Annotated in this window: 20 protein-coding genes; 18 read left to right on the top strand and 2 right to left on the bottom strand. The window is 70.9% G+C overall.

Annotated features, from left to right (window positions below; translation table 11 throughout):
- Positions 1-93 precede the first annotated feature (93 nt).
- Positions 94-3,462, bottom strand: coding sequence for an ALF repeat-containing protein (locus IE272_RS04130; RefSeq protein WP_229897200.1), 3,369 nt, complete (start codon positions 3,460-3,462; stop codon positions 94-96).
- Between the two features lie 529 nt (positions 3,463-3,991).
- Between IE272_RS04130 and rplU the strand changes: the two genes are divergently transcribed.
- The 12 genes from rplU to IE272_RS04070 all read left to right on the top strand — a co-directional run bounded on the left by rplU (position 3,992) and on the right by IE272_RS04070 (position 20,186).
- Entirely contained in the window at positions 3,992-4,312 is a 321-nt protein-coding gene (gene rplU, locus IE272_RS04125) for a 50S ribosomal protein L21 (RefSeq protein WP_003969204.1), read from the top strand.
- A gap of 14 nt (positions 4,313-4,326) precedes the next feature.
- On the top strand, positions 4,327-4,584 hold the full coding sequence (gene rpmA / locus IE272_RS04120) for a 50S ribosomal protein L27 (protein ID WP_026291105.1): 258 nt from the start codon (positions 4,327-4,329) through the stop codon (positions 4,582-4,584).
- A 145-nt stretch (positions 4,585-4,729) separates the two neighbouring features.
- Positions 4,730-6,166 carry a GTPase ObgE gene (gene obgE / locus IE272_RS04115; protein ID WP_050360118.1) on the top strand — a complete coding sequence of 479 codons (1,437 nt, stop codon included), beginning with the start codon at positions 4,730-4,732 and terminating at the stop codon, positions 6,164-6,166.
- 320 nt (positions 6,167-6,486) lie between these two features.
- A complete protein-coding gene (locus IE272_RS04110) occupies positions 6,487-7,986 on the top strand; it encodes a bifunctional cytidylyltransferase/SDR family oxidoreductase (protein ID WP_050360117.1) in 1,500 nt (499 codons plus the stop codon).
- Between the two features lie 225 nt (positions 7,987-8,211).
- Positions 8,212-10,317: a hypothetical protein gene (locus IE272_RS04105; protein WP_229897199.1), complete on the top strand. Its 2,106-nt coding sequence runs from the start codon at positions 8,212-8,214 to the stop codon at positions 10,315-10,317.
- Between the two features lie 196 nt (positions 10,318-10,513).
- Positions 10,514-11,752 (top strand): glycosyltransferase family 2 protein, encoded by a 1,239-nt coding sequence (locus tag IE272_RS04100; protein ID WP_190006263.1) that lies wholly within the window; start codon positions 10,514-10,516, stop codon positions 11,750-11,752.
- 204 nt (positions 11,753-11,956) lie between these two features.
- Positions 11,957-14,725: a CDP-glycerol glycerophosphotransferase family protein gene (locus IE272_RS04095; RefSeq protein ID WP_190006262.1), complete on the top strand. Its 2,769-nt coding sequence runs from the start codon at positions 11,957-11,959 to the stop codon at positions 14,723-14,725.
- A 174-nt stretch (positions 14,726-14,899) separates the two neighbouring features.
- Complete coding sequence (gene proB, locus IE272_RS04090) at positions 14,900-16,054, top strand: glutamate 5-kinase (protein ID WP_228922645.1); 1,155 nt, start codon at positions 14,900-14,902, stop codon at positions 16,052-16,054.
- A gap of 128 nt (positions 16,055-16,182) precedes the next feature.
- The gene (locus tag IE272_RS04085) at positions 16,183-16,674 is read left to right on the top strand and encodes a DUF8830 family protein (RefSeq protein ID WP_050360112.1); all 492 of its coding nucleotides are present in this window, start codon (positions 16,183-16,185) and stop codon (positions 16,672-16,674) included.
- A 181-nt stretch (positions 16,675-16,855) separates the two neighbouring features.
- Positions 16,856-18,139, top strand: a complete 1,284-nt coding sequence (locus IE272_RS04080; RefSeq protein WP_050360111.1) for a glutamate-5-semialdehyde dehydrogenase — start codon at positions 16,856-16,858, stop codon at positions 18,137-18,139.
- Positions 18,140-18,266: 127 nt separating this feature from the next.
- Entirely contained in the window at positions 18,267-18,839 is a 573-nt protein-coding gene (locus IE272_RS04075) for an SCO2584 family spore wall biosynthesis protein (RefSeq protein ID WP_050360110.1), read from the top strand.
- A 207-nt stretch (positions 18,840-19,046) separates the two neighbouring features.
- On the top strand, positions 19,047-20,186 hold the full coding sequence (locus tag IE272_RS04070) for an SCO2583 family membrane protein (protein WP_190006261.1): 1,140 nt from the start codon (positions 19,047-19,049) through the stop codon (positions 20,184-20,186).
- Here the strand turns inward: IE272_RS04070 and IE272_RS04065 are convergent.
- Entirely contained in the window at positions 20,110-21,249 is a 1,140-nt protein-coding gene (locus IE272_RS04065; RefSeq protein ID WP_050360108.1) for a M48 family metallopeptidase, read from the bottom strand. The genes IE272_RS04070 and IE272_RS04065 overlap by 77 nt on opposite strands.
- 111 nt (positions 21,250-21,360) lie before the next feature.
- On the opposite strand from IE272_RS04065, the gene IE272_RS04060 reads away from it, so the two are divergent.
- The 6 genes from IE272_RS04060 (at position 21,361) to IE272_RS04035 (ending at position 25,445) form a co-directional block, all read left to right on the top strand.
- Complete coding sequence (locus IE272_RS04060; protein ID WP_003969217.1) at positions 21,361-21,513, top strand: hypothetical protein; 153 nt, start codon at positions 21,361-21,363, stop codon at positions 21,511-21,513.
- An 84-nt stretch (positions 21,514-21,597) separates the two neighbouring features.
- Positions 21,598-21,759, top strand: a complete 162-nt coding sequence (locus IE272_RS04055; protein WP_007449668.1) for a hypothetical protein — start codon at positions 21,598-21,600, stop codon at positions 21,757-21,759.
- A gap of 38 nt (positions 21,760-21,797) precedes the next feature.
- Complete coding sequence (gene nadD, locus IE272_RS04050) at positions 21,798-22,415, top strand: nicotinate-nucleotide adenylyltransferase (protein ID WP_026291102.1); 618 nt, start codon at positions 21,798-21,800, stop codon at positions 22,413-22,415.
- Between the two features lie 19 nt (positions 22,416-22,434).
- The gene (locus IE272_RS04045) at positions 22,435-24,225 is read left to right on the top strand and encodes an LCP family protein (RefSeq protein WP_190006260.1); all 1,791 of its coding nucleotides are present in this window, start codon (positions 22,435-22,437) and stop codon (positions 24,223-24,225) included.
- A gap of 138 nt (positions 24,226-24,363) precedes the next feature.
- Positions 24,364-24,795 (top strand): ribosome silencing factor, encoded by a 432-nt coding sequence (gene rsfS / locus IE272_RS04040; RefSeq protein ID WP_007449662.1) that lies wholly within the window; start codon positions 24,364-24,366, stop codon positions 24,793-24,795.
- Complete coding sequence (locus IE272_RS04035; protein WP_050360106.1) at positions 24,792-25,445, top strand: histidine phosphatase family protein; 654 nt, start codon at positions 24,792-24,794, stop codon at positions 25,443-25,445. The genes rsfS and IE272_RS04035 overlap by 4 nt, the downstream gene beginning before the upstream one ends.
- The last annotated feature ends 8 nt before the right edge of the window (positions 25,446-25,453 follow it).

Raw genomic sequence — 25,453 nt, 5'->3', positions numbered from 1 at the left:
CGACGCGCGCGAGCTCCGGGACACCGAGCCAGGCGTGCGGGCCCGGCCGGGTGGAGCGGGCAGCAGCCCACCCCACCCGGCCGGATCCAGGCTCTACCAGGTGAGCCAGCCGATGACAGCGGTCGCACCATCACTCACGACGCCGGAGACCTTCGCACCGATCTCCTCCGCCACGCCGAACTTGCTGAACAGCCGGCCCTTGCCGAAGAAGATCCCGCCGACCACGAACAGCCCGAGAGCCTCGTGGAAATTGCTGCTGTCCCAGCCGTAGCCCCAGCCGCTGAGACCGGCGCTGACCCCCTGGAGACCCCAGGAGATGACGCCCGCGCCGACTGCCAGCGGGCCGAGCACCGGTGCCGCGGGCGGGAAGAGCAGGGCGCCGACGCCGAGCACGACCGAGGCCGTCCCGAAGAGGGTGCTCCAGTGCCCGGTGGCCTTCGCCCAGTCCTTGGGGTCCTTCATGTCGACGGGCCACAGGTCGAGCCACTTGGTGTCGCCGTCGTCGTCGTTCTCCGGCTTGTCCGAGGGGTTGGTGCCGTTCTGCTGGTTCTGCCGTGCTTCCTCTGCCGCCTTCCTTGCCGCCGCGACGGCTTCGGCCCGCCGCTTCTGGGCCGCGATCGCGTGGGCCTGGCTCGCCGCCGCGGCTGCGGCGCGCGCGTCCTGGCCGGCCTGCTGGGCGGAGGCCGCCGCGCTGGCCGCGGAGGCCTGTGCCTCCACCGCGAACGCCACGGCCTGCTTGGCCGACGCCGAGGCCTGGCGCATCGAGTAGTTCGCCGTACGGGCAGCGCCCCGCGCGGTCGTCGCCGCGGCGCTGGCGTCCTTGGCCGACTGCGCGGCGGACGCCGCCGACTTGTCCGCGGCGTCCGCGTTCGCCTTCGCCTCGGCGGCCGAGGCCAGGGCGTCCTTGGCGTAGCCGTCCGCCTTCGCCGCCCACTCCGCCGCCTCCTGCGCGGCCTGGCGGGCTTCCGCGGCGGCCTTGGAGGCCCGTGCGGCATCCTCCAGGGCCTTCGCCGCGACCCTCGCCGCGTGCGCGAGGGTCGCTCGGATCGCGGAGATGTGGGTGGCGTGGTCGTGGTCGAGACGGGCGATGTTGAACTTGTCCCGGATCACGAAGGCGCGCCGCATCCGCGCGGACCCTTCCAGGACGATCTCGGCGGCCGAGCGCATGTAGACGCCGCCGGTCTCCAGCAGGCGGAACAGTTCGACCCGGTCGTCCTCCTTCGTCGCCTCGCTCAGCTCGACGGAGAGGAAGTGGTGCAGAGCCACCGCCGTGCCGGCGTTCAGCGCCGCCTGGGCCTTGGCCTTGACGGCCTTGCCCGGATCCTGGGAGAGGACCTGGAAGACGAGGACCCGGTTGTCCGCGGCCGCTGCCTCGATGGCCCCGGTCTCCAGGAAGACGGTGGCCGCGTTCGGGTCGCTGTCGGCCAGGGCCCGTTCGGCGGCCGCGGCGACGGCCGCCGTCGAGGACTGCGCGAGGGCGAGCACGTTCTCCCGGTCGTCCTGCTGCTGGGCCAGCAGACGGTCGGCGTCGATCCAGTTGACGACGTCGTGCTCGGAGCCGGCGAGGGCGAACTCGGCCGCGCCCCGGGTCCAGCTGCCGCTGGAGTCGAGGAGCCGCAGTGCCGCCTTGCGGCCGACCGTGACCGCGGACGCGGTGTTCCCGGCCGCGAGTGCCGCTTCGGCGGTGCTGATGAGCCCCTTGACCTCTTCGGAGGTCTGGGACGCCTGGGTGCGCTGCTTCTCCGTTCGCGCGGCGTCCTCGGTCTCGGCCTGCGCTTGCAGCCGGGCCTCGAGAACGCCGAGTTCGGTGTCCTCGGCGATCCGGTCCGTCTCGGCCTTGCGCGCCGCCGCCTCCACCTCGTTGGCTTCCCGCACCGCGTCGACCGCCGTGTTGGCCGCGTCCACCGCCTGCTTCGCATACTCCGTGGAGCGCTTCGCGTACTCGATCGCCTTGCCCGCGTTGTCAGCGGCTTCCTCCGCCGCGGCCGCCGCCTTGTCGGCATGGGCGGCCGCGCTGTTGGCCGCGTCACGGGCGACCCGGGCTGCTGCCGCGGCGCGGTTCGCCAGGGTTTGAGCAGTGCCCGCGGCCCGAGTGGCCCGCGCGGCGGCGGCGTTGGCCTCGGCCGCGGCCTGCCGTGCCTTCGCGGCCTGGGCCTGCGCGGCGCCTGCGGACGCGGCGGCGTCGGCCGAGGCCGAGGCCGCAGCGGCGGCGTTCCGGGCGGCGCTCGCCGCGGCCGAGCCGGCGGACGACGCCTGGCTGGAGGCGATGGCTGCCTGGTCGGCGGCCTTCGCCGCGGTACGCGCACGGGCGGCGGCGTTCCGGGCGCCCACAGCGGCCGTGCGGGCCGCGGACGCCTTCGAGGCGTCCTTGGACGCGCCGATCGCCGCGTGGTAGGCGCGGGCGGCCGCGTTTCCGGCCGAGGCGGCAGCGGCGGCGGCGGCCTGGGCGGCCTGCGCGGCACGACTGGACGCGGCCTGGGCCGTGCGGGAGGCGGAGATCGCCGTGTTGGCCGCCGCTGCGGCGCCGCGCGCGGCGCTCGCGGCGTTGTTCGCGGCGGTGGCCGACTTACGAACGTCCTGCTGGGCGGCCTTGGCTTCCGCCGCCGCCTCGAGCGCGGCGATCTTGGCCTTCTCGGCGGCCTCCTTGGCGCGCGTGGAGAAGGCCACGGCCTTGTCCGTCGTCAGTTGGGCCCGCTTGCCCTCCCGCTCCACGATCTCGACCAACTGCTCGATGGTCGCGGTCTCCTCGTCACGGGCACGGGCAATGTGCTGGCCGGAGGAGAGGAAGAGGCGGATCGCCGCGGGGGACCCGTCGGTCAGGGCGCGCTCGGCGTACTTCTTGACCTCGGGTGACGCGGTGCTGAGGATCGCGAAGACCGCCGCCTGCTCGTCCTCCTGCTGCGCGGTGTGCTGGGTCGTGCGGAGGAAGGTCTCCAGCGATTCCTTGGTGTTCGTGTTCAGAGCCTTGGAGGCTTCGCGCTTCATGGCGGTGCCGCCGTTGTCGAGCGCGGAGAACACCGAGACCCGCAGGTCTTCCAGGACGGGAGCGGCGAAGCCGTCGCGCAGGAAGGCGGCGACCGACTCGTCCCCGGCGGAAAGCGCCGTGCTCGCGGTCTGCTGCACGGACCGGCCCGCCCCGGAGAGGCTGGACAGAACGGCGAAGCGGTTGTCCTCGGCCCGCGCCACGGGAAGCTCGGTGGTGAGGAAGGCCGTCAGTGCCGCCGGTGTGCCGAGGAGGGCTGCTGCCGCTCCCTCGCGTACGGCACGCCCACCGGTCTTGTAGGCCCAGACCGCCCTGCCCTGGTCGGTGTCGGGCAGTCCGTTGTCCGGGGCCCCGGGGGCCGCCGGCGCGGCGTGGGCCGGGGTGGCGCTCAGTGTGAGGATCGATGGAAGCGCCGGTACCGCCGCCGCGCCGGCGACGGTGCTGAGTATCCGGCGTCTGCTCCATAACGAAGGCGACAAGACGGACTTCCCTTCCATTGAGTACACGACGGGTCAGGAGCGTTGATTCCCTCAACTGTCCGTGGTTTCCGTGCCGTTGAAGGGAAACGCCGCGTTTCCTGTGGCTCCACCGGGACATTACCTTTCCTCGCGTGTGTGTTCACGCTTTCTGTGGATCTTCTTCACGAGGCGCGGTGTCGAGGCGGCGAACGCGGGGCGGCGGCCGGGCCGGCGGTCGCGAGGGGTGAAACGCGAGGGCGCGACGCGGGCCCTGGTGATCGCTCGCGGTGGCATGGGGCTCCGCCACCCTCCCGCTCGGAGGCCCGCCCCGGCCCCTCGACCCGGTTTGACCCCCACACCCCCGCCCCGTAACCTTGACCCTCGGTGTGTTTCCTTAACACGCCTACCCCTGAGCACATCCCTCCCGGTAACGGTCGGTGTTCGCGCCGTCCGCCAGGAGAGGCCGCTCATCCTTCCGGATCGCCCCGGGCCCCGGCCCGTGCGAGCGGCTGGCATCAGGGGATCCGTTCCGAGCGAGAGAGAGATCCGCGTGTACGCCATCGTGCGCAGCGGTGGTCGCCAGCACAAGGTAGCTGTCGGCGACATCGTTGAGGTTGACAAGATTTCCACTGCCAAGGTTGGCGACACGGTCGAGCTCTCGACCCTGCTCGTTGTCGACGGTGACGCCGTCACCAGCGACCCGTGGGTGCTGGACGGCATCAAGGTCACGGCCGAGATCGTGGACCACCACAAGGGCGCGAAGATCGACATCCTTCGCTACAAGAACAAGACCGGCTACCGCCGTCGCCAGGGTCACCGCCAGCAGTACACGGCGATCAAGGTCACCGGTATCCCCGCGGCTGCGAAGTAAGGGACTGAGAACACATGGCACACAAGAAGGGCGCATCTTCCACTCGGAACGGGCGCGATTCCAATGCTCAGCGGCTCGGCGTGAAGCGCTTCGGCGGTCAGGCCGTCAACGCCGGTGAGATCCTGGTCCGCCAGCGTGGCACCCACTTCCACCCGGGCACGGGCGTCGGCCGTGGCGGCGACGACACGCTGTTCGCGCTGGCCGCCGGTGCGGTGGAGTTCGGTACGCACCGTGGCCGCAAGGTCGTGAACATCGTTCCGCTCGCCGTCTGATCCTTCTCAGCGCGCGCAGAACGACACACAGCACCTTCCGAGGGCGGATCTCAGCTTTCCCGGCGAACGGGGAAGCGGGTCCGCCCTCGGCGTGTTACGACAGAGACAATTCCGTATTTTTCTGCTGTACCTGGAGGCACCAACCATGACCACCTTCGTGGACCGCGTCGAGCTGCATGCCGCCGCGGGTAACGGAGGCCACGGCTGCGCCTCCGTCCACCGTGAGAAGTTCAAGCCGCTGGGAGGCCCCGACGGGGGCAACGGCGGACGCGGCGGCGATGTGATCCTCGTCGTCGAGCAGTCCGTGACCACGCTGCTGGACTACCACCACAGCCCCCACCGCAAGGCCACCAACGGTCAGCCCGGCGCCGGCGACAACCGCTCCGGCAAGGACGGCCAGGACATGGTCCTGCCCGTCCCCGACGGCACCGTGGTGCTCGACAAGGCCGGGAACGTGCTCGCCGACCTCGTCGGCCAGGGCACCACCTTCGTGGCCGGTCAGGGCGGCCGCGGCGGCCTCGGCAACGCGGCGCTGGCCTCGGCCCGCCGCAAGGCCCCGGGCTTCGCGCTGCTCGGCGAGCCGGGGGAGAGCCGGGACATCGTCCTGGAGCTCAAGACCGTCGCCGACGTGGCCCTCGTGGGCTACCCGAGCGCGGGCAAGTCCTCGCTGATCTCGGTGCTCTCCGCGGCCAAGCCGAAGATCGCGGACTACCCGTTCACCACCCTCGTGCCGAACCTCGGCGTCGTCACCGCCGGCTCGACCGTCTACACGATCGCGGACGTCCCCGGGCTCATCCCCGGAGCCAGCCAGGGCAAGGGCCTCGGCCTGGAGTTCCTGCGGCACGTCGAGCGCTGCTCGGTGCTCGTGCACGTCCTGGACACCGCGACCCTGGAATCCGACCGTGACCCCGTCTCCGACCTCGACATGATCGAGGAGGAGCTGCGGCTCTACGGCGGCCTGGAGAACCGGCCCCGCATCGTCGCCCTCAACAAGGTCGACATCCCGGACGGCCAGGACCTCGCCGACATGATCCGCCCCGACCTGGAGGCCCGCGGCTACCGCGTCTTCGAGGTCTCCGCGATCGCGCACAAGGGTCTCAAGGAGCTCTCCTTCGCGCTCGCCGGGATCATCGCCGAGGCGCGCGCCACGAAGCCGAAGGAGGAGGCGACCCGCATCGTCATCCGCCCCAAGGCCGTCGACGACGCGGGCTTCACGGTCACCGCCGAGGGCGAGGACCTCTACCGGGTGCGCGGCGAGAAGCCCGAGCGCTGGGTGCGCCAGACCGACTTCAACAACGACGAGGCCGTCGGCTACCTCGCCGACCGCCTCAACCGCCTCGGCGTCGAGGCCGCCCTGATGAAGGCGGGCGCCCGGGCCGGCGACGGCGTCGCGATCGGTCCCGAGGAGAACGCGGTCGTCTTCGACTGGGAGCCGACCGTGACCGCCGGCGCCGAGATGCTCGGCCGCCGGGGCGAGGACCACCGCCTGGAGGAGCCGCGCCCCGCCGCGCAGCGCCGCCGGGAGCGCGACTCCGAGCGCGACGACGCAGAGAAGGAGTACGACGAGTTCGACCCCTTCTAAAGGGCGTCTCCCGGGGGGAGCCCCCGGTTCACGGCCGACGGCCCGTCTCTCCGGAGGCGGGCCGTCCGGTAGCCTCGGGGCCGGGCGTCGGCGGTTTCCGCCGGTCACGCCGGGTGCACGTGCCGCAGATGTGCGGATTGAGCAACACATCTGTGGGGTCGGTCACCCCGGGCGACCGACCCGAAGTGCCCAACCTCCCTGGCCAGAGGGTGAACTGCGGGTATCCGCAGGACGATCGGCGGACGACGTCCACCTTGCGAGACGGTCACGGAGAGTGCGACCATCACACTGTTCCCCCGTCATAGCAAGGTAGGTCGTCTGTGTCTGTGCCGCATGAAGCCAAGCCCCGGACCACAGCGGTCGTGCTCGCCGGTGGGACCGGCCAGCGCGTGGGCCTGTCGATCCCCAAGCAGTTGCTGAAGATCGCCGGCAAGGCCGTCATCGAGCACACGCTGACCATCTTCGAGAACGCCGAGGGCATCGACGACGTCATCGTGCTGATGGCGCCCGGTTTCGTGCCCGACGTCGAGAAGATCGTCGCGAAGGCCGGACTGACCAAGGTCACCCGGATCATCGAGGGCGGCAGCACCCGCAACGAGACCACCGAGCGTGCCATCGCGGCCCTCGGTGAGGGCCTCGCCGAGGGCGAGGACCGCAACGTCCTCTTCCATGACGCGGTGCGCCCCCTGCTGTCACAGCGTGTGATCACGGACTGTGTCGACGCGCTGGACCGCTACCAGGCCGTCGACGTCGCCATCCCGTCCGCGGACACGATCATCGTGACCCGCACGCACGGTGGGGACGGCGAGTTCATCACCGAGGTGCCCGACCGCTCCCGGCTGCGCCGCGGCCAGACGCCGCAGGCCTTCAAGCTCTCCACGATCCGCCGGGCGTACGAGGTCGCGGCGGGCGACCCCAACTTCCAGGCCACCGACGACTGTTCGGTAGTCCTCAAGTACCTCCCCGACGTGCCGATCTACGTGGTCGCGGGCGACGAGTACAACATGAAGGTGACCCAGCCGGTCGACGTCTTCATCACCGACAAGCTCTTCCAGCTGGCCTCCACCGCCGCCCCCCGCCAGGCCGACGAGGCCGCCTACCGGGAGCTCCTCACCGGCAAGACCCTCGTCGTCTTCGGCGGTTCGTACGGCATCGGCGCCGACATCGCGTCCCTGGCCGAGAGCTACGGCGCGAAGGTCTACGCCCTGGGCCGCTCCACCACCGGTACGCACGTGGAGAACCCGGAGCACGTGGACGACGCGCTCTCCAAGGCGTACGGCGAGACCGGACGTATCGACTACGTCATCAACACCGCGGGCGTGCTGCGGATCGGCAAGCTGGCCGAGACCGACAACACGACGATCCAGGAAGCCCTGAACGTCAACTACCTGGCGCCCGTCCAGATCGCCCGCGCCTCGTACAAGTACCTCGCCGAGACCCAGGGCCAGCTGCTCCTCTACACCTCCAGCAGCTACACCCGGGGCCGCGCCGAGTACAGCCTCTACTCCTCCACCAAGGCCGCCATGGTCAACCTCACCCAGGCGCTCGCCGACGAGTGGGCGGGCGAGGGCATCCGGGTCAACTGTGTGAACCCGGAGCGCACCGCGACCCCGATGCGCACCAAGGCGTTCGGCCAGGAGCCCGAGGGCTCGCTGCTCTCCTCGGAGGCCGTGGCGCGCACCTCGCTGGACGTCCTGCTCTCCGCCCTGACCGGTCACGTCATCGACGTACGGCAGCAGGACCCGACGGCGGGCGCCGCCGAGTCCTCCGGCTTCGAGCAGGCGCTGGCCTCCGTGCTGGACCGTCAAGCAGATGTGTAATAATTCTTGACAAATGTGCTTTTCCGGGCCTCTGTTGTCGCTTTGTGCGATGGCAGAGGCCCGAATGCGTGAAGCCGCACCTTCACATTTCCGCCAATACGTGAATCAACCGGCACCCCCTGGAGCAGGTTCTTCGTGATCTCGACAGCCATTCGCCTGGCCCGTGTGGGCAGCAGGTCGGAACTGGCGGCAGCGTTGTTGATGGGGCTGGGATATCCCTGCGTCATGCTTGCCGCGCTCATTCCCCACATCTGGTTCTTCGCGGCGGCCACCGCTGTCACGTATGCCGCCGACTGGTATCTGCACCAGAAGGGCAGCTATCTGGTCAACCGCCTGGGCAAGGTGCGCGCCGGGCTGTCGATCCGCTTCCTGCTGCGGCAGCTGATGGTCATCCTGCTGCTGGCCCGGCTGGATCTCGCCGAGGAGCCGCTGTTCTACTCGGCGGTGGCCTGCTTCCTGCTCTTCTACGGGCTCCAGGCGCCGCACGGCGCCCTGACGACCCTGATCCGGCTCCGCCGCACCATGCCGGTCGTCACCCGCAACGTGGACCTGCACGCGGTCCGCATCCCCGACGCCCCGCCCGGCGTGCTGCTGCGGCGCTCCGCCGAGAAGATGCTGCACCTCGACATCCCGGCCGTGGTGGGCATCCTGATCGCCGCCGGCACCGGTGAGGACGTCATCGGCTACGCGGGCATCGGCCTGACGCTTCTGCTGGCCCTGCTCTACCTCGGGGCGCTCGTCCCGTATGTGCGCCGCGGCCGGCTGGCGCCTCCGGCCCCCGCCGTGCTCAAGGCCGTCGACAGCTGGCTGCGTGAGTACCAGCCGACCGTGGTGCTCTACTTCTCCGGCTCCAACGAGTCCGCCTACCAGGGCAACATGTGGCTGGAGACCATGGCCCGGATCGAGGGCCGGCCGCTGATCATCATGCGGGAGCGCGGTCTGGTCCCGCAGCTGGCCGACACCTCCGTCCCGGTCATCTGCGTCCCGGCGGGCACCCACCTGATGAACCTGGACCTCTCGACCGTCCGGGTCTGCCTGTATCCCGCGAACGTCGGCAAGAACATCCACATCCTGCGGGTCCCGACGATGAAGCACGTCTTCATCGGCCACGGCGACAGCGACAAGCTCGCCAGCGTCAACCCGTACTCCAAGGTCTACGACGAGGTCTGGACCGCCGGCCGGGCCGGCCGCGACCGCTACGCGCTGGCCGACGTGGGCGTCCTCGACCAGGACATCGTCGAGGTCGGCCGTCCGCAGCTGGAGCCCATCAAGAGCTGGACGGGCACCGCCAAGAACCCCATCCCGACCGTGCTGTACGCGCCCACCTGGGAGGGCTGGGACGACAACCCGGGCAACACCTCCCTGCTGCTGGCGGGCGAGAACATCGTGCGCCGGCTGCTGAACGCGGCCGACCCGGTCCGGATCATCTACAAGCCGCACCCCTTCACCGGTATCCGCAGTGGCAAGGCCAAGGCCGTCAACGCCCGGATCCAGGCGATGCTGGAGAAGGCCGCGACCGAACGTGCCGCCGAGCCCCGCTGGGCGAAGGAGGCCTCGTCGGCCGCCGCCGGGCAGAGCGCCGCCAAGGCCGAGCTGGTCCGGATCGAGGCGCGGCTCGCGCAGCTGGCGGCCACCGGCCGCTCGGGCGGCGACGACGCGGAGGAGTCGCGGCTCTCGCTCGCCGACCCCGCCCGCGAGGCGGAGACCGTCCGGCTGCGGGCCGAGTGGAACGACGCCTACTGGCGCTCCTTCGGCTGGTGGGAGCACCGTACGGTGACCGGGGCGCAGCCCAAGCTGTACGACTGCTTCAACGAGTCCGACGCCATGGTTTCGGACATCTCCAGCGTGGTCTCCGACTTCATCGCGAGCGGCAAGCCGTACGCGGTCACCGACTCCGCCGCGCTCGGGGCCGAGGAGTTCAAGCGGCAGAACACCGCGGTACGCGCCGCGGTCATCCTGTCCAACGGCGCCGAGGAGCTCGACGCGCTGCTGGCCGCGGTGGCCGACCCGGCGGCGGACACGCTGGCGGACGCCCGCCGCGAGCTGAAGACCTACCTGCTGGGGCCGGACGAGCCGACCTCCATGGAGCAGTTCAACGCCGCCGTACGGGCGCTGGCCGCCAAGGCCGAGGCCCGCAACCTGGGCGTCGCCCAGCGGCTCGGCGACCAGGCCGTGGCGGTGCCGGACGAGGAGGCCGTCACCAGCGGCGTCGGAACCGGCGACCCGCAGGCGATGGCCGAGGCCGACGCCACGGCGGACCCGGACGCACCGGAGGCCGACGCGGCGGAGGCGGAGAGCGCCCTCGCCGAAGGGTCCTCGTCCGTGCGCTGAGCGACGTGCGGCCGAGTGGGCGACGTACTGCCGCTCTGCGTACATCTGATCGAACTGGCTGAAAAGCAGGCAACCCCGATCGCGACCCGTACGTCTCTCCCGAGGGAGGGATGTACGGGTCGTTCGGCATGTTGATGCGCAAAGAGTGCAGAGTCGGGCAATCTGCCTTCTTTCGTGATCAAATCGACAGGTGCACATGGCCGACATGCCCAGGAAGAACGACGAGCCCGATGTCAGTGTGATCATCGGAGCTTATGACGCGATGCCCTACCTGGTCCGGTGCCTGGAGTCCGTCGAGGCGCAGACCATCGGCGCGGACCGCATGGAGATCGTCGCGATCGACGACGGCTCCACCGATGGCACCGGCGCCTGCCTGGAGGAATTCGCCGCCCGGACCGCGATTCCCACGAGAGTCGTCCGGCAGGCGAATTCCGGTGGGCCCAGCGGCCCGCGCAATCGTGGCCTCGGTCTCGCCCGGGGCCGGTACGTCTTCTTTCTCGACGCGGACGACTATTTCGGCGAGGAAGCCCTGGAACGCATGGTCGCCATGGGGGACCGGGCGGGCACGGACGTGGTGCTCGGGAAGATCGTCGGCGTCAATCGCGGTGCCGCGAAGTCGATGTGGAAAGAGACCGTCGAGCACGCCGACCTGTATTCCTCCAACGTCAAATTCACGCTGAGTGCGCAGAAACTGTTCCGGCGCGATCTCCTCGTACGCCTCGGCATGTCCTTCGACGAGAAGCTGAAGACCGGCGAGGACGCCCTGTTCACGATGGAGGCGTATATCCGCGGCAACGGGATCTCCGTCGTCGCCGACTACACCTGCTACTACCTGGTCGGCCGCGAGGACCGCAACCAGATGACCAAGAAGGGCAGCTACCGGCGCCGCTTCGACTCGGCCCGCGCCCTCATGGGGCTCATCGCCGAGTACGTGCCCCCGGGCCCCCGGCGCGACGCCCTGATGGTGCGGCCCTTCGTCATCACGCTGCTGCCCCAGTTCGGCCCCGGACTGGTGAAGCAGAAGGCCGAGGTCCGCGAGCGGAAGATGGCGCTCGCCGCCCCCTTGATGAAGACCTACTGGACGCCGGAACTCGGCCGGAACCTCAAGGTGAACGAACGGCTGCGGCTGATGTGCCTCGCCGAGGGCCGGCTCGACCTGCTCCTGGACATCGCGGCCTTCCTGCGCGACAAGAAGGAGCCCGAACTCGTCCGCCGGGGGAACCCGCCCCGTCTCCACCTCGCCTACCCGCACTTCGGCGAGAGCTCCGTGCTCCCCGACCGGGCCTTCGAGGTGACCATCACCGAATGGGTCGGCGGACGGCGGATCGAGGCGCCGCACGGCGGGCCCCGCCTCTCCCTCGCCCGGCGCGTGGTCCGCAAGGCCCGCCGCACGGTGCTCAGCGCCCTGCGCACCCCCCGCGCCCACCGCGTCTGAACCGGGCGCCCGAGGCCCCGGCCCCCCATCTCCCCGCCCCGGCCCCCCATCTCCCCGCCCCGGCGACGACCGGGGCGGGTTCGTCCTGTGAGAGGTGTCACGTCATACTGTGGGGCAACCATGAGACGGTTGGAGACGTCTCATTAACGCCCCGTCCTCCTGGGGTTCATCATCTGCACGTCCCCCCGGAAAGGCCCTCCACCCGTGGCGTCCCTCGAAGCGATCCCCGACGAGCTCAGCCGGCTCATGAAGTACTTCCCGGAGACTCCGGTCGAGGAGCGCCCCGAATTCCACCGAGCGGCCAAGGACTTCCTGGCCCGTGCCGCCCCCAAGGTCGTGCGGCAGTTCTCCCCGATGGCCCGGGTCAAGTGGCACCTGGCGGCCAGCGGCCGCGGTGACGAGCTGGTGGACCTGCTGCACTACGAGCGCGAGAACCCGGGAGCCTTCTCCGTCCGCGGCCTGCGGCGCGCCCGCATCGAGCTGCCCGGCGTCGAGAGCTCCTCGCTCCCCTCCTCGGTGCGCAACTTCAACCGCAGCGAACTCCCCGTACGAGGCAAGCTCCTCGACCTCGGCTGGGAGGACGGCAAGCTCCTCGTCAAGGGCTACGCCTACATCCCCAACGTCCCCTCGGCCACCGGCAAGCGCTCGCTGCGCGTCGCCGTCCTCCGCCGCCAGGGCAGCCGCTCCACCCTCCCGCTGCGGATGCGCACCGTCCTGGAGCCCCGCGCCACCGCCGAGGCCAAGGGCGCCCTGCACAGCTACGACTGGTCCGGCTTCGAGATCGGCATCGACCCGTCCCGGCTGCGCGTACGCGGCCAGTGGCAGCCCGGCACCTGGCGCCTGGGCATCGGCATCCCGCGCCCCGGCGGCATGTCCGTGGGCAGCATCACCAAGAACAACGCGGGCGCGGCCGGCCACAGCTACACCCGGATCCTGGACGACGGCGTCCGCCTCGTCGCCGGCTTCGACCGCAACCGGCTCAAGCTCTCCGTGGACGTCGTCCCCGCCGAGATCATCGCCCAGGAAGCCGACGGCGAGACCCTCACCGTCACCCTGCGCTCCCGTGTCACCACCCCGGCGGGCAAGTACCCCACCGCCCTGCGCATCGACCACGAGCCGAGCGGCTTCGCCACCGACCTCCCGCTCCAGCAGGGCGAGACCGGCGCCGACGGCTGGCTCCGCCACACCGCCCGCCTGGACTTCGCGGACCTCCCCGTCGACGGCGTACGCCCCGGCAAGGCCGTCAAGTACCGCGCGCTGATCGTCTTCGCCGACGGCACCACCCGCCGTGCCACGGGCGGCGCGAAGCCCGTCACCGGAGTCCACCCGCTGCCCGAAGGACGCGAGTTCGCGATCCTCACCGACGGCGCGGGGAACTTCACGCCCCAGGTCCGCACGGTCCAGCCGCTGGTCGACAACGTCGAATGGACCGCCGAGGGCGAACTGGTCCTCTCCGGCGTCTACACCGGCCCCGCCGAGCAGATGAAGATGGTCCTGCGCCACACCGGCCGCAACGAGGACCGCCCGCTGCCCGTCGAGTTCACCGACGGCCGCTTCACCGCCCGCCTGCGCCCGGACACCATGCCCACCTACGAGGGCACCGTGCCGCTGCGCTCCGGCCGCTGGATGCCGCGTCTGCGCCTGCGCACCGAGTGGGACCACACCCGCGACCTCCCCGTCACGATCCGCCCCGACCTCGTGGACACGCTGCCGCTGGCCCACCGGGGCGAGCACCGCACGTACACCGTCGAGCGGCTCGACTTCGACCGGATCTTCGTGGAGTCCGGGCCGGTCCTCGACCCGGAGCTGCGCGGCGCCTACCGCCAGCGGCTGATGCGCGACGTCTACACCCCCGAGCAGCGCAAGCTGCCGCTGCGCGAGGCCGTGCTCTACAACAGCTTCGGCGGCAAGCAGTTCTCCGACTCGCCCCGCGCGGTCTACGAGGAGCTCAAGCGCCGCGGCACCGAGGTCGAGCACATCGCGATGGTCCACGACCAGCAGGTCGTCCTGCCGCCCGGCGTCCGAGGCGTCGAGTGGGGCAGCAAGGAGTGGTACGAGGCACTGGCCCGCAGCCGGTACGTCGTCACCAACGGCGGCATCCGCGAGTGGTTCGTCCGCCGCGAGGGCCAGGTCGTCGTCCAGACCTGGCACGGCACTCCGCTCAAGCGCATCGGCGCCGACCTGCTCGGCACCCCGAAGGCGAACCTGGCCTACATCGCGAGCCTCCCGCAGCGCTCGCGGCAGTACAGCCTGTTCATCACGCCGAACGCCTTCACCACCCCGATCATGACCAACTCCTTCCGCCTCCAGTGCGAGGTCCTGGAGGCGGGCTACCCGCGCAACGACGTCTTCCACGCCCCCGACCGCGTCAAGCGCGCCGCGGCCGTACGGGAGAAGCTCGGCATCCCCGCGGGCAAGAAGGTCGTCCTGTACGCGCCCACCTGGCGCGACGACCAGCGCTACGGCGGACGCCGCTTCAAGCTCGACAACAAGATCGACGTCGAGGCCGCCCGCAGTGAGCTCGGCGACGACCACGTGCTGCTCTACCGCAAGCACCACAAGGTCCTCGACTCCATCCCCGGCGCCGGACAGGGCTTCGTCTACGACGTCACGTACTACCCGGACATCGCCGACCTCTACCTGATCGCCGACGTGCTGATCACGGACTACTCCTCGGTGCTGTTCGACTTCGCGCACTCCGGGCGGCCGATGCTCTTCTTCACGTACGACCTGGAGCACTACCGCGACACCCTGCGCGGCTTCTACTTCGACTTCACCTCCCGCGCCCCCGGGCCGCTGATCAAGACCTCCGAGGACCTGGTCTCCGCGATCCGGAACATCGACGGGGTGAGCGAGGAGTACAAGGAGAAGTACGCCCAGTTCCGGGTCGACTTCTGCGAGCCCTCCGACGGCCGCGCCGCCGCCCGGGTCGTGGACCGGATGCTCGCCGTCAAGGACGAGCAGCAGAGCTGAGACCGTCGCGGCCGCCCCCGCCGCCCGCCCGCACCCCGCCCACCGGCCGTCCTTCGGCGTCCACCGAGCGGAACGGGCAGGCGGCGGGGGCGGCCGCTCGCGTACTGTGCTGTGCCGGGGGCGGCACAGTGGGCCCCGCGTCGGACACCGGGGCTATCCAGAGCGAGGAAGCACGTGGCAGAGCAGAGGCCGTCGGGCCGCGAGCCGGCAGTGACCGGCGCCCGCAGGGTCGTCGTCAAGGTCGGCTCCTCCTCGCTCACCACCGCGTCCGGCGGCCTCGACGCCGACCGGGTCGACGCCCTCGTCGACGTCCTGGCCAAGGTGAGGGACGGCGGTGAACGCGAGGTCGTCCTCGTCTCCAGCGGAGCCATCGCCGCCGGACTCGCCCCGCTCGGCCTCGTCCGCAGGCCCAAGGACCTGGCCCGCCAGCAGGCCGCCGCCAGCGTCGGCCAAGGCCTCCTCGTGGCCCGCTACACCGCCTCGTTCGCGCGCTACGGCGTCCGCGTCGGCCAGGTGCTCCTGACCGCCGACGACACCAGCCGTCGCGGCCACTACCGCAACGCCTACAGCACCCTGGACAAGCTCCTGGAGATGGGCGCCGTCCCCGTCGTCAACGAGAACGACACCGTCGCCACCGACGAGATCCGCTTCGGCGACAACGACCGGCTCGCCGCCCTCGTCGCCCACCTCGTCCACGCCGACCTGCTCGTCCTGCTCTCCGACGTGGACGGCCTCTACGACGGACCGCCCGACACCCCCGGCGCCGCCCGGATCGCCGAGGTCACCGGCCCCGAGGACCTGGCCGGCGTCACCATCGGCAGCGCCGGGAAGGCGGGCGTGGGCACCGGCGGCATGGTCACCAAGGTCGAGGCCGCCCGCATCGCCACCGCCGCCGGCATTCCCGTCGTCCTCACCTCCGCCAGCCGGGTCGCCGACGCGCTGTCGGGCCGCGACACCGGCACGTACTTCCACCCCACCGGACGCCGCTCCGCGGACCGGCTCCTGTGGCTGGCCCACGCCTCCACCCCGCAGGGCGCACTCACCCTCGACGACGGCGCCGTACGGGCCGTGGTGGAGCGGCGCACCTCCCTGCTGCCCGCCGGAATCTCCGCCGTCGAGGGCGAGTTCAGCGCCGGCGACCCGGTCGAACTGCGCGATCCGCACGGCACCCCGGTCGCCCGCGGACTCGTCAACTTCGACGCGAAGGAGATCCCCCAGCTGCTCGGCCGCTCCACCCGGGATCTCGCCCGCGAACTGGGGCCCGCCTACGAACGCGAGGTCGTACACAGGGACGATCTGGTCCTCCTCGCGCCGCGCCTCACCCCCTGAAACGGCTGAAAGTCCCGCCTTCCAGCGGGGACCTTCCCCAAAACCACCCCACGCCAGGCTGTGGACTGGTCCACTTTGTAGTGGGGAAACAGGGGTACCGCACAGCAACACATCACAGGAGGCCGCCGGTGAGACGAGCGCGCCCGGGGGCGCCGCCCCGAGGCACGGCCAACCGCGCCCTGACGAGCGTCGGAGCGGGGGCGGATTTCGACCGGAATCCCCTCCCGACGGACACCGTCGAACGGGAGCCGGTCACGACGGCGAAGGAGGAGTCCCCGCAGTCCAAGCTCTGGCACATCACGCTCAGCGTGTCGGGCGCCGAGACTCCGCTGGGGGAGGTCAGACGCGGCCTGGAACAGCTCGCACACGACCATCCCTTCCTGCTGACCAGCCGCTACGCAGGCGACCATGCGGAGATCCGCTACTGGGAAGAGGCCCGCGATCTGCACGACGCGGCCGCGGTCGCGCTGCGGCTGTGGGGCGAGCACCGCTCCAGCGCCCAGCTCCCGCCCTGGGAGATCGTCGGCCTCGAAGTCATCGACCGCGAGACCTACCACCTGCGGATCGCCGAGGGCTACGGGCCGCCGCCCGCGGCACCCGTGGGCGTGCACCCCTACTGACCCCGCGAGATCCGATCCGGACCGACCCCGGGATGATCCCCGGGCGATCCGGGGGCGAGGGGCGAGGGGCGATCCGGGGACGACGCGGGGCGAGATCCGGAGGCGTCCGCCCCTCGGGTCGGCCGTCTCGCATCACGGGATACGTGACGGATGCCCGCAGAGTGCGCATTACTCTGCGGGCATGACCACGCTCTCGCCCTACGACAACCTCTCCCCGGTCGCGCAGACCGCCTACCGGGCCCGTGCCGCCGCCGCCGACATCGCGCCACTTCCGCGCGCGGCCAAGGACGACGCGCTGCTGGCCATCGCCGACGCCCTCGAAGTGCGCACGAGCGAGATCGTCGAGGCCAACGCGAAGGACGTCGAGCGCGCCCGCGAGGCCGGGACGAGCGAAGGCATCATCGACCGCCTCACCCTCACCCCGGAACGCATCCGAGCCATCGCCGCCGACGTACGGGACGTCGCCGCCCTCCCCGACCCGGTCGGCGAAGTGGTGCGCGGCTCGACCCTGCCCAACGGCATCGACCTCCGGCAGGTGCGGGTCCCGCTCGGCGTGGTCGGCATCATCTACGAGGCCCGGCCCAACGTCACCGTCGACGCGGCCGCGCTCTGCCTGAAGTCCGGCAACGCGGTCCTGCTGCGCGGCTCCTCCTCCGCCTACGCCTCCAACACCGCCCTCGTCCGGGTCCTGCGCGACGCGGTCGGCGGCTCCGGCCTGCCGGCCGACGCCGTGCAGCTCGTCCCGGGCGAGAGCCGCGACTCCGTGACGGAACTGATGCGGGCCCGCGGCCTGGTCGACGTCCTCATCCCGCGCGGCGGCGCCTCACTGATCCGCACGGTCGTCGAGCAGTCCACCGTGCCCGTCATCGAGACGGGCACCGGCAACTGCCATGTCTACGTCGACGCGCAGACGGACCTGGCCATGGCGGTCGACATCCTGATCAACTCCAAGGCCCAGCGCCCCAGCGTCTGCAACGCGGCCGAGACCCTGCTCGTCCACAAGGACGTGGCGGACGTCTTCCTGCCGCTCGCCCTGGACGCGCTGGCCGAGGCCGGAGTCACCGTCCACGGCGACGAGCACGTCCTCGCCCGCGCCGAGGGATCCAAGGCCACCGTGGTCGCGGCGACGGCCGAGGACTGGGAGACCGAATACCTGTCGTACGACATCGCGGCGGCGGTCGTCGACTCCCTGGACGCGGCGGTCGCCCACATCCGGCTCTGGTCCTCCGGCCACACCGAGGCGATCGTCACCACCTCGCAGGCCGCCGCCCGCCGGTTCACCCAATTGGTCGATTCGACCACGGTCGCCGTGAACGCCTCCACCCGCTTCACGGACGGCGGGCAGTTCGGATTCGGCGCCGAGATCGGCATCTCCACGCAGAAGCTGCACGCCCGCGGTCCGATGGGCCTGCCCGAGCTGACCTCGACGAAGTACATCGTCACGGGGGACGGGCACATCCGCTAGCCCCCCTTCCCGGCCCCTCCGGCCGGCCCCTTCCGCCGGGAGGGGCCGGCCGCGTGTTCTCCGTGCCGATCCGGGGGAGTTCGCGGGGTCCCTGCCCAAAAGGTCCCGGCCGGGCTACGCTGAATCCGTGCCGGACGACGTGGGGGGCAAGCCGTTTCCTGACGGCTGGGAGCCCGACGACGACCGCGGGGGCGCGGACGAGGACTTCGCCTCCGTGGTGTTCGACGAGGACTTCGTCCGGTCGGCGCCCGTCCATGAGCCCACCGCCGTGGAGCGCCTGCTCGCCGCCGCCGAGGCCCGCGCCGAGGCCGACGCCGCCCGCAGCCGTCGAAGCCGCCGCGCCGACGAGGACGCATACGACCCCTACGGCTACCACGACCCCCAGGACCTCGACTACGACCCGCGCCACGGGATCGGGGACGACGACTTCGCCCCGGGGCCCTACGGGCGCCACGGCGGCTCCCTGCGCCCCTACCGCAACTCCGCCCGCTGGCACCGACCGGTCGCCTGGCTGCTCGCCCTGGTGATGGGCGTCGGCATGGTCTCCCTCGCCTTCACCGCGGTCTACCGGGGCGCCTCGAACAACCGACAGGACCAGGTGCCGCCCGTCACCAGCGGCGTGGACAAGCCCGGGGCCGCCCCGTCGGCCTCCGCCGACTACTCCCGCCCCACGGTCTCCGCCGAGCCCCGGGTGCCCTGAACCCACCCCCTCCGTCACCCGTTCGCCGACGGCCGCCCCGGACGCCCCCGCAGTTCCCGGCCGTCTCCGCGTTTACGCGGGCCGTAATCGACCTACCCTCAAGATGTGACCCCTCGTTCCCAGGGGGGCTTCTCGCTGCGGACGCCACCCGGCCGAAGCAGACCGTTGCGCACCGAATCGACCGGTGTGGAGATCGGGAGAGAAGTCATGACAGGCCGCTCAGAACCACCGGACGGAGCGCCCGAGAACCCCGCGGGCGGCGAGGACGAGTACCGCTCGCTCGTCTTCGACGAATCGTTCGTCCAGGCTGCGCGGATGCAGGAGTACTCGGCGCAGGAACGGATGGGCGAGCACGCCCGCGCCGTCCGGGCGCTGCCCGACGCGCAGGTCTCCGTCCGGAGCGGCGGCGGCTCCCGGGCCGCCATAGCCCTGGTCGTCCTCATCGCCCTGGCCTTCGCGGTGGCCGTCTACATCGGATTCCGGAGCCCGTACCCCCAACAGGCCACCCGACGCGCCGAACCCCTGCGGACCACCGTCGTCCCCCTGGCCCCCCGCGGCGTCGTACCGGGCGGATCACCCGAACAGCTGTACCGGGCCGAGCCGGTCGCCGGATTCCGCACGGGCGCGGCGGGCATCAACTACCCCGCCGTGGTGCGCACACAGAACTTCTCCGACAGCCAGATCACCGCCGCTCTCGCCACGGTCAAGGACTACCTGGTGGAGTCGTCCCTGAACCCGGACGTCCTCACCGGCTCCGTACGCCGGCCCGTCGAGCACCTCCTCGACCCGGACCAGCGTCCGCAGTTCGAGCGGAGCCTGAGCGACCCGGCGGACGACGGGAGCCAAGCCGCCACCGGCTGGCTGGTGCGCTTCGACCCGGAACGGGTGGAACTCGCGGATCCGCAGATCCGGGTCCAGGGCACCCTCCGCTACGAGGAGGAGGCCCCGGGCGTCCTCGACGTCCTCTCGGACCACACGTTCACCTACGCCCTGCGCCCGGCGGACGGGCCCCACCGGGACGACGGCGCCTCCCTGTTCACCGTGCGGCGTGAGCTGCACTTCCGCTTCGACCGCGAGGACCTGCGACTGCACCGCCTGGAGATGCGCACCGCTTATGTCCAGGCCGGACCGCAGTCCTGCTCGGCCGACGCGACCGGGATGCTCCGCCCGCTCCTGGCCGGGGAGCGGGCGGACGCCCGCGGTCCCGCCGCAACCGACCCGTACGCCACGGGCCGGCCCACGGCGGCGCTGTGCGGGGCCCTGGAGGCCGTCAGCTCCCCGACGACGTCCCCGGGCTCCCCTCCTCAGGGTCCTGAGGCCGACCGGACGTCTCGTCCCCGTCCGTAGCGGAACCGCCGGACGGGCCCTGCGCCCCGTCCTTCGCGCCCCCGGTTCCGGTGAACCGGTCGCGCAGCTTGCCGCCCAGGTCTCCCGCGCCGCCGGCGATGTCGCCCACGAGCTTCATCAGCGGGTCCTTGCTGGTGCGCACGGTGTCCGCGTAGTGCGAGGCGGACTCCCGGAAGGAGTCGGTCACCGAGGCGTCCTTGTCCTCGTCGCGCCGCGGGTAGTGGCCGTCCATGATCCGCTGGAAGTCGCGGGTCTCCGACCACTTCTTCAGCTCGGCGGCCCGCACGGTGGTGAACGGGTGCGTGCGGGGCAGCACATTGAGGATCTTGAGGACGGAGTCCCGGAGGTCGCCGCCCTTCTCGTACTCGTCGGCCTGGGCGAGGAAGGCGTCCACATTCATCTCGTGGAGGTGATTGCCACCCGCGATCTTCATCAGACCGCGCATGGAGGCCGTGATGTCCTGGCCGACCAGCAGCCCGGCCCGGTCCGCGGACAGCTCCGACTTGCGGAACCACTCGCGCAGCGCCGTCACTATCGCCATGATCGCCACATTGCCCAGCGGGATCCAGGCGACCTTCACGGCGAGGTTGGTCAGGAAGAGCAGTATCGTCCGGTAAACCGAGTGACCGGAGAGCGCGTGGCCCACCTCGTGGCCCACCACCGCTCGCATCTCCTCCTCGTCGAGCAGCTCGACCAGGCCGGTGGTGACCACGATGATCGGCTCGTCCAGCCCGATGCACATGGCGTTCGGCTGCGGGTCCTGCTTCACGTACATCGGCGGGACCTTCTCCAGGTCCAGGATGTAACACGCGTCCCGCAGCATGTCGTTGAGGTGGGCGAACTGAGCGTCGCTCACCCGGACGGAGTCGGAGAGGAAGAGCAGCCGCAGGCTGCGCTCCGGGAGCAGCCCGCTGAGCGCCTTGAACACGGTGTCGAACCCGGTCAGCTTGCGCAGGGCCACCAGGGCCGAGCGGTCGGCGGGGTGCTCGTAGGCCCGGGAGGAGATCCCGGGGAATCGCCGGCGCTGCCTGCTCGGCACGTTCTCGTGACTGCTGTCGGTCATGGATGGCCCCCTGTTCGTACGAGACGTTGCTCGTCCCCCGGACAAAACCCAGCGTATGCGCTGGCGCTACGGTGTGCGGGGGGCTGTGGATAACTTTGAGGAGCGCCCGAAATGCCGCACACCGCCGTACTGCTCGCCGCCGCATCCGAGGAGCAGGGACCGGGTGACACCCTCCGGATCGTGTTGCTCGTCTCGATCCTCGGAGCGGTGCTGCTCGCGTGGTTCCTGCTGCGCGGATACCGCAACGACGACAACAACGACTGAGTCGCCGTGAGCGTGCCCGGGGGTCCCGCATACGATGTGACCGACGTCTTCCTTCCGATTCACGATCGATAGGTCCTGCCGAAGATGAGCCTCACGAGCACCGCACACGAACTGGTCACCCTTGCCTCCGGGGGAGAGGGCGGCGGCAACCACGAAAGCCTCAACCCCTACTTCGTCGGCGCCGGGGCGTTCCTCGCGCTGATGTTCCTGCTGTGGATCACCACCCGCTTCAACCGCGACCGCTGAGTCGGGGGCGTACAGCTGTGCCAGTAGGCTCTGCACGCATGGGAGAGCAGGAAGTGCCTACCGGCCCCGGCAAGCGGCGCATCGGCGTGATGGGTGGGACATTCGACCCGATCCACCATGGACACCTGGTGGCGGCCAGTGAAGTGGCCGCCCAGTTCCATCTCGACGAGGTCGTCTTCGTCCCGACCGGGCAGCCGTGGCAGAAGAGCCACAAGAAGGTCTCCCCGGCCGAGGACCGCTATCTGATGACGGTCATCGCCACCGCGTCCAACCCGCAGTTCTCCGTCAGCCGCAGTGACATCGACCGTGGCGGACCGACGTACACCATCGATACGCTGCGGGATCTGCGCGAGGTCCACGGCGACGCGGACCTCTTCTTCATCACCGGCGCCGACGCGTTGTCCCAGATCCTCACCTGGCGCGACGCGGAGGAGCTGTTCTCGCTCTCCCACTTCATCGGTGTGACCCGCCCGGGTCACGTGCTCACGGACGACGGTCTGCCCGAGGGCGGCGTCTCCCTCGTGGAGGTGCCCGCGCTGGCGATCTCGTCCACGGACTGCCGTGAGAGGGTCGCACAGGGGGAGCCGGTCTGGTACCTGGTGCCGGACGGCGTGGTCCGCTACATCGACAAGCGCCAGCTGTACCGCGGCGAATGAGCCACGGAGAGGGGCACCGGTGAACGACCGACAGAACCCGTACGACCCGTACTACCAAGAGCCGCAGATCGTCGGCTACGACGCGTACGGGCAGCCGGTCTACCAGCAGCAGGGGCAGCAGCAGGGCCACCAGCAGTACGACCAGCAGGGTCAGCAGAGTCAGGGCTACGACCCCTACGCCGCCCAGTCGGGCCAGGGGCACCAGACCCAGGACGCCGGCTACGGCTACGACGCGTACGGCAACCCCCAGCAGCAGCCCGGGAGTTACGACCCCTACGCCGGCCGGCCCCCGGGACAGGCACCCCAGCCGCCCCAGCCGCAACAGGGCCAGGGGGCCGACCAGGGCTACGGCTACGGCTCCTACACGGACTACGGCTACGCCACCGGGCAGCAGCCCGCCGCGGTCGACACCGGCCAGCACTGGAGCATCCCGCAGCAGGGCGTGGCCCCCGCACCGGAACAGGCCCCGCAGCAGGCTCCCGCACAGCAGCCGCAGCAGCTGTCGGGAGCGGCGGAGGCGGAGCCCGTGCTTCCGGGACAGCGCGAGCCCGCCCCCGACTACCGCACCGAGCAGTTCTCGTTCATCGAGGAGCCCGACGAGGACTCCGAAGACGTCATCGACTGGCTGAAGTTCACCGAGAGCCGCAGCGAGCGGCGCGAGGAAGCACGGCGCAAGGGCCGCAACCGGATGGTTGCCCTGATAGTCGTCGCCGTTCTCGTCGTCGTCGGCGGGGCCGGCTATCTCTGGTCCGCCGACATGATCCCGGGCCTCTCCGGATCGGACGAGAAGAAGTCCGTCGCCGCCGGCGCCCAGCAGCGCGACATGATCGTGGTGCACCTGCACGACACGAAGAAGGGCGGCACCTCGACGGCGCTGCTCGTCGACAACGCCACCACCGAGCAGGGCACGACCGTCCTGCTGCCCAACTCCCTCGCCGTCGCGGGCGACGACGGGACCACCACCACGCTCGGCAAGTCCGTCGAGGACGACGGCAGGACCGGCACCCGGGAATCCATCGACACCCTCCTGGGCACCCGGATCACCGGCACCTGGCGGCTGGACACCCCGTACCTGGAGAACCTCGTCGAGCTGGTCGGCAACATCGAGGTCGACACCGACACCGATGTGCCCGGCGCGAAGAAGGGCGAATCACCCCTGGTGAACAAGGGCGAGGGCCAGACGCTCAGCGGTCCGATGGCCGTCGCGTACGCCACGTACCGTGCGCCGGGGGAGCCCGAGGCCAAGCAGCTGACGCGGTTCGGCGAGGTCATGCGGGCCACGCTGCGCAAGATCTCCGAGGACCCCAAGGCCGCGACCGTCACCATCGAGACCCTGCTCCAGGTGCTGGACCCGTCGCTGCCCGAGAAGGACCTCGGGGCCTCGCTCGCCAAGCTGGCCTCGCGTGCCAAGGTCGGCGACTACAAGACGGCCCTGCTGCCCGTCCAGGAGGACGGCACGCTCACCGAGGCGGACACCCGGGGCGTCGTCAAGGACGTTCTCGGCGGCACGGTGAAGGCCCCCGAGGCGGGCGCTCCGCTCCGGGTCGCCGTCCGTAACGCCACCGGGAACGAGAAGGCCGCGGAGGCCGCGCGCGTCCAGCTGGTCAACGGCGGTTACGCCTTCGTGGACAGCGGCAAGGCAGGGGCCGAGGCGTCGTCCGTCGTGCTCTACCGGTCCGCCGAGGACAAGGAGAAGGCCGCCGAGGTGGCCAAGACCCTGGGTCTTTCCGCAGGTGACGTGAAGAAGGGCGAGCCGGCTGCCAACGCCGACGTGTCCGCGGTCCTCGGTCAGGACTACAAGGTCCAGTAGCCCGCTCGGGCACACCGGCCGGCGCTCCGGCGTCGGCCGGTATCCACGCCCGAATCCCGGTCGGGAAACGCAGTAAGGCTCTGTCGGCGGTCCGTGAGACCCTAGAGGTTGCATCCGACCGCCGACGAAAGCCTGCATGTGACCGCCACGGACCGCTCCATCGAGCTCATCAACGCCGCCGCTCAGGCGGCCGCCGACCGGCTCGCGCACGACATCATCGCCTACGACGTCAGCGATGTGCTGTCGATCACCGACGCCTTCCTGCTGGCCTCGGCCCCCAACGACCGCCAGGTCAAGTCGATCGTCGACGAGATCGAGGAGCGGCTCCAGAAGGAGCTCGGCGTCAAGCCGGTGCGCCGCGAGGGCGACCGCGACGCCCGCTGGATCCTCCTCGACTACGTCGACATCGTCATCCACGTCCAGCACAGCGAGGAGCGCGTCTTCTACGCGCTGGAGCGCCTGTGGAAGGACTGCCCGGAGATCGCCCTCCCCGAGGACGCGATCAAGACCCGTGGCAAGGCCGAGGAGCACGCACAGCTCAACGGCGGCACGGAAGGTGACCAGAGCTGAACGGCAGCAGCAGCGGCACGGGCCGCAGGATCGTCCTCTGGCGGCACGGCCAGACGGCGTGGAACCTGGAGCGCCGTTTCCAGGGTTCCACGGACATCGAGCTCACCGAGGTCGGCGTCGGGCAGGCCCGCCGCGCCGCCCGGCTGCTCGCCTCGCTGAAGCCGGACGCCATCGTGGCCTCCGACCTGCGGCGGGCGGCGGCCACGGCCGCCGAGCTCTCCGCCGTCAGCGGCCTCACGGTCGCCCACGACGCCGCGCTCCGTGAGACGTACGCCGGCGCCTGGCAGGGGCTGACCCACCAGGAGATCGTCGAGCGCTTCGGCGATCAGTACGCGGCATGGAAGCGCGGAGAGCCCGTGCGCCGGGGCGGCGGCGAGCTGGAGACCGAGGTCGCCGACCGCGCGGCCCCGGTCGTTCTGGAGCACGCCGAGAAGCTTCCGGAGAACGGCACGCTCGTCGTGGTCAGCCACGGCGGCACGATCAGGACGACGATCGGCCGGTTGCTCGGCCTGGAGGCGCACCACTGGGAAGGACTCGGCGGGCTGTCCAACTGCTGCTGGTCCGTCCTCGGCGAGGGTGCGCGCGGCTGGCGTCTGTTGGAACACAACGCCGGCACGCTCCCGGAGCCGGTCCTCGGCGACGACGACTAGACGTCGTC

Source organism: Streptomyces anulatus, assembly GCF_014650675.1.
In the GTDB taxonomy this organism is placed as follows: domain Bacteria; phylum Actinomycetota; class Actinomycetes; order Streptomycetales; family Streptomycetaceae; genus Streptomyces; species Streptomyces anulatus.
This window is presented reverse-complemented; position numbering and strand designations above follow the sequence as displayed.

Coding starts and splice junctions, on each gene's coding strand:
- IE272_RS04055 (WP_007449668.1), top strand. CDS start 21,598: ATGAGCCTCACGAGCACCGCACACGAACTGGTCACCCTTGCCTCCGGG.
- IE272_RS04065 (WP_050360108.1), bottom strand. CDS start 21,249: ATGACCGACAGCAGTCACGAGAACGTGCCGAGCAGGCAGCGCCGGCGA.
- IE272_RS04080 (WP_050360111.1), top strand. CDS start 16,856: ATGACCACGCTCTCGCCCTACGACAACCTCTCCCCGGTCGCGCAGACC.
- rpmA (WP_026291105.1), top strand. CDS start 4,327: ATGGCACACAAGAAGGGCGCATCTTCCACTCGGAACGGGCGCGATTCC.
- IE272_RS04100 (WP_190006263.1), top strand. CDS start 10,514: ATGGCCGACATGCCCAGGAAGAACGACGAGCCCGATGTCAGTGTGATC.
- IE272_RS04060 (WP_003969217.1), top strand. CDS start 21,361: ATGCCGCACACCGCCGTACTGCTCGCCGCCGCATCCGAGGAGCAGGGA.
- nadD (WP_026291102.1), top strand. CDS start 21,798: ATGGGAGAGCAGGAAGTGCCTACCGGCCCCGGCAAGCGGCGCATCGGC.
- IE272_RS04105 (WP_229897199.1), top strand. CDS start 8,212: ATGCTTGCCGCGCTCATTCCCCACATCTGGTTCTTCGCGGCGGCCACC.
- obgE (WP_050360118.1), top strand. CDS start 4,730: ATGACCACCTTCGTGGACCGCGTCGAGCTGCATGCCGCCGCGGGTAAC.
- IE272_RS04070 (WP_190006261.1), top strand. CDS start 19,047: ATGACAGGCCGCTCAGAACCACCGGACGGAGCGCCCGAGAACCCCGCG.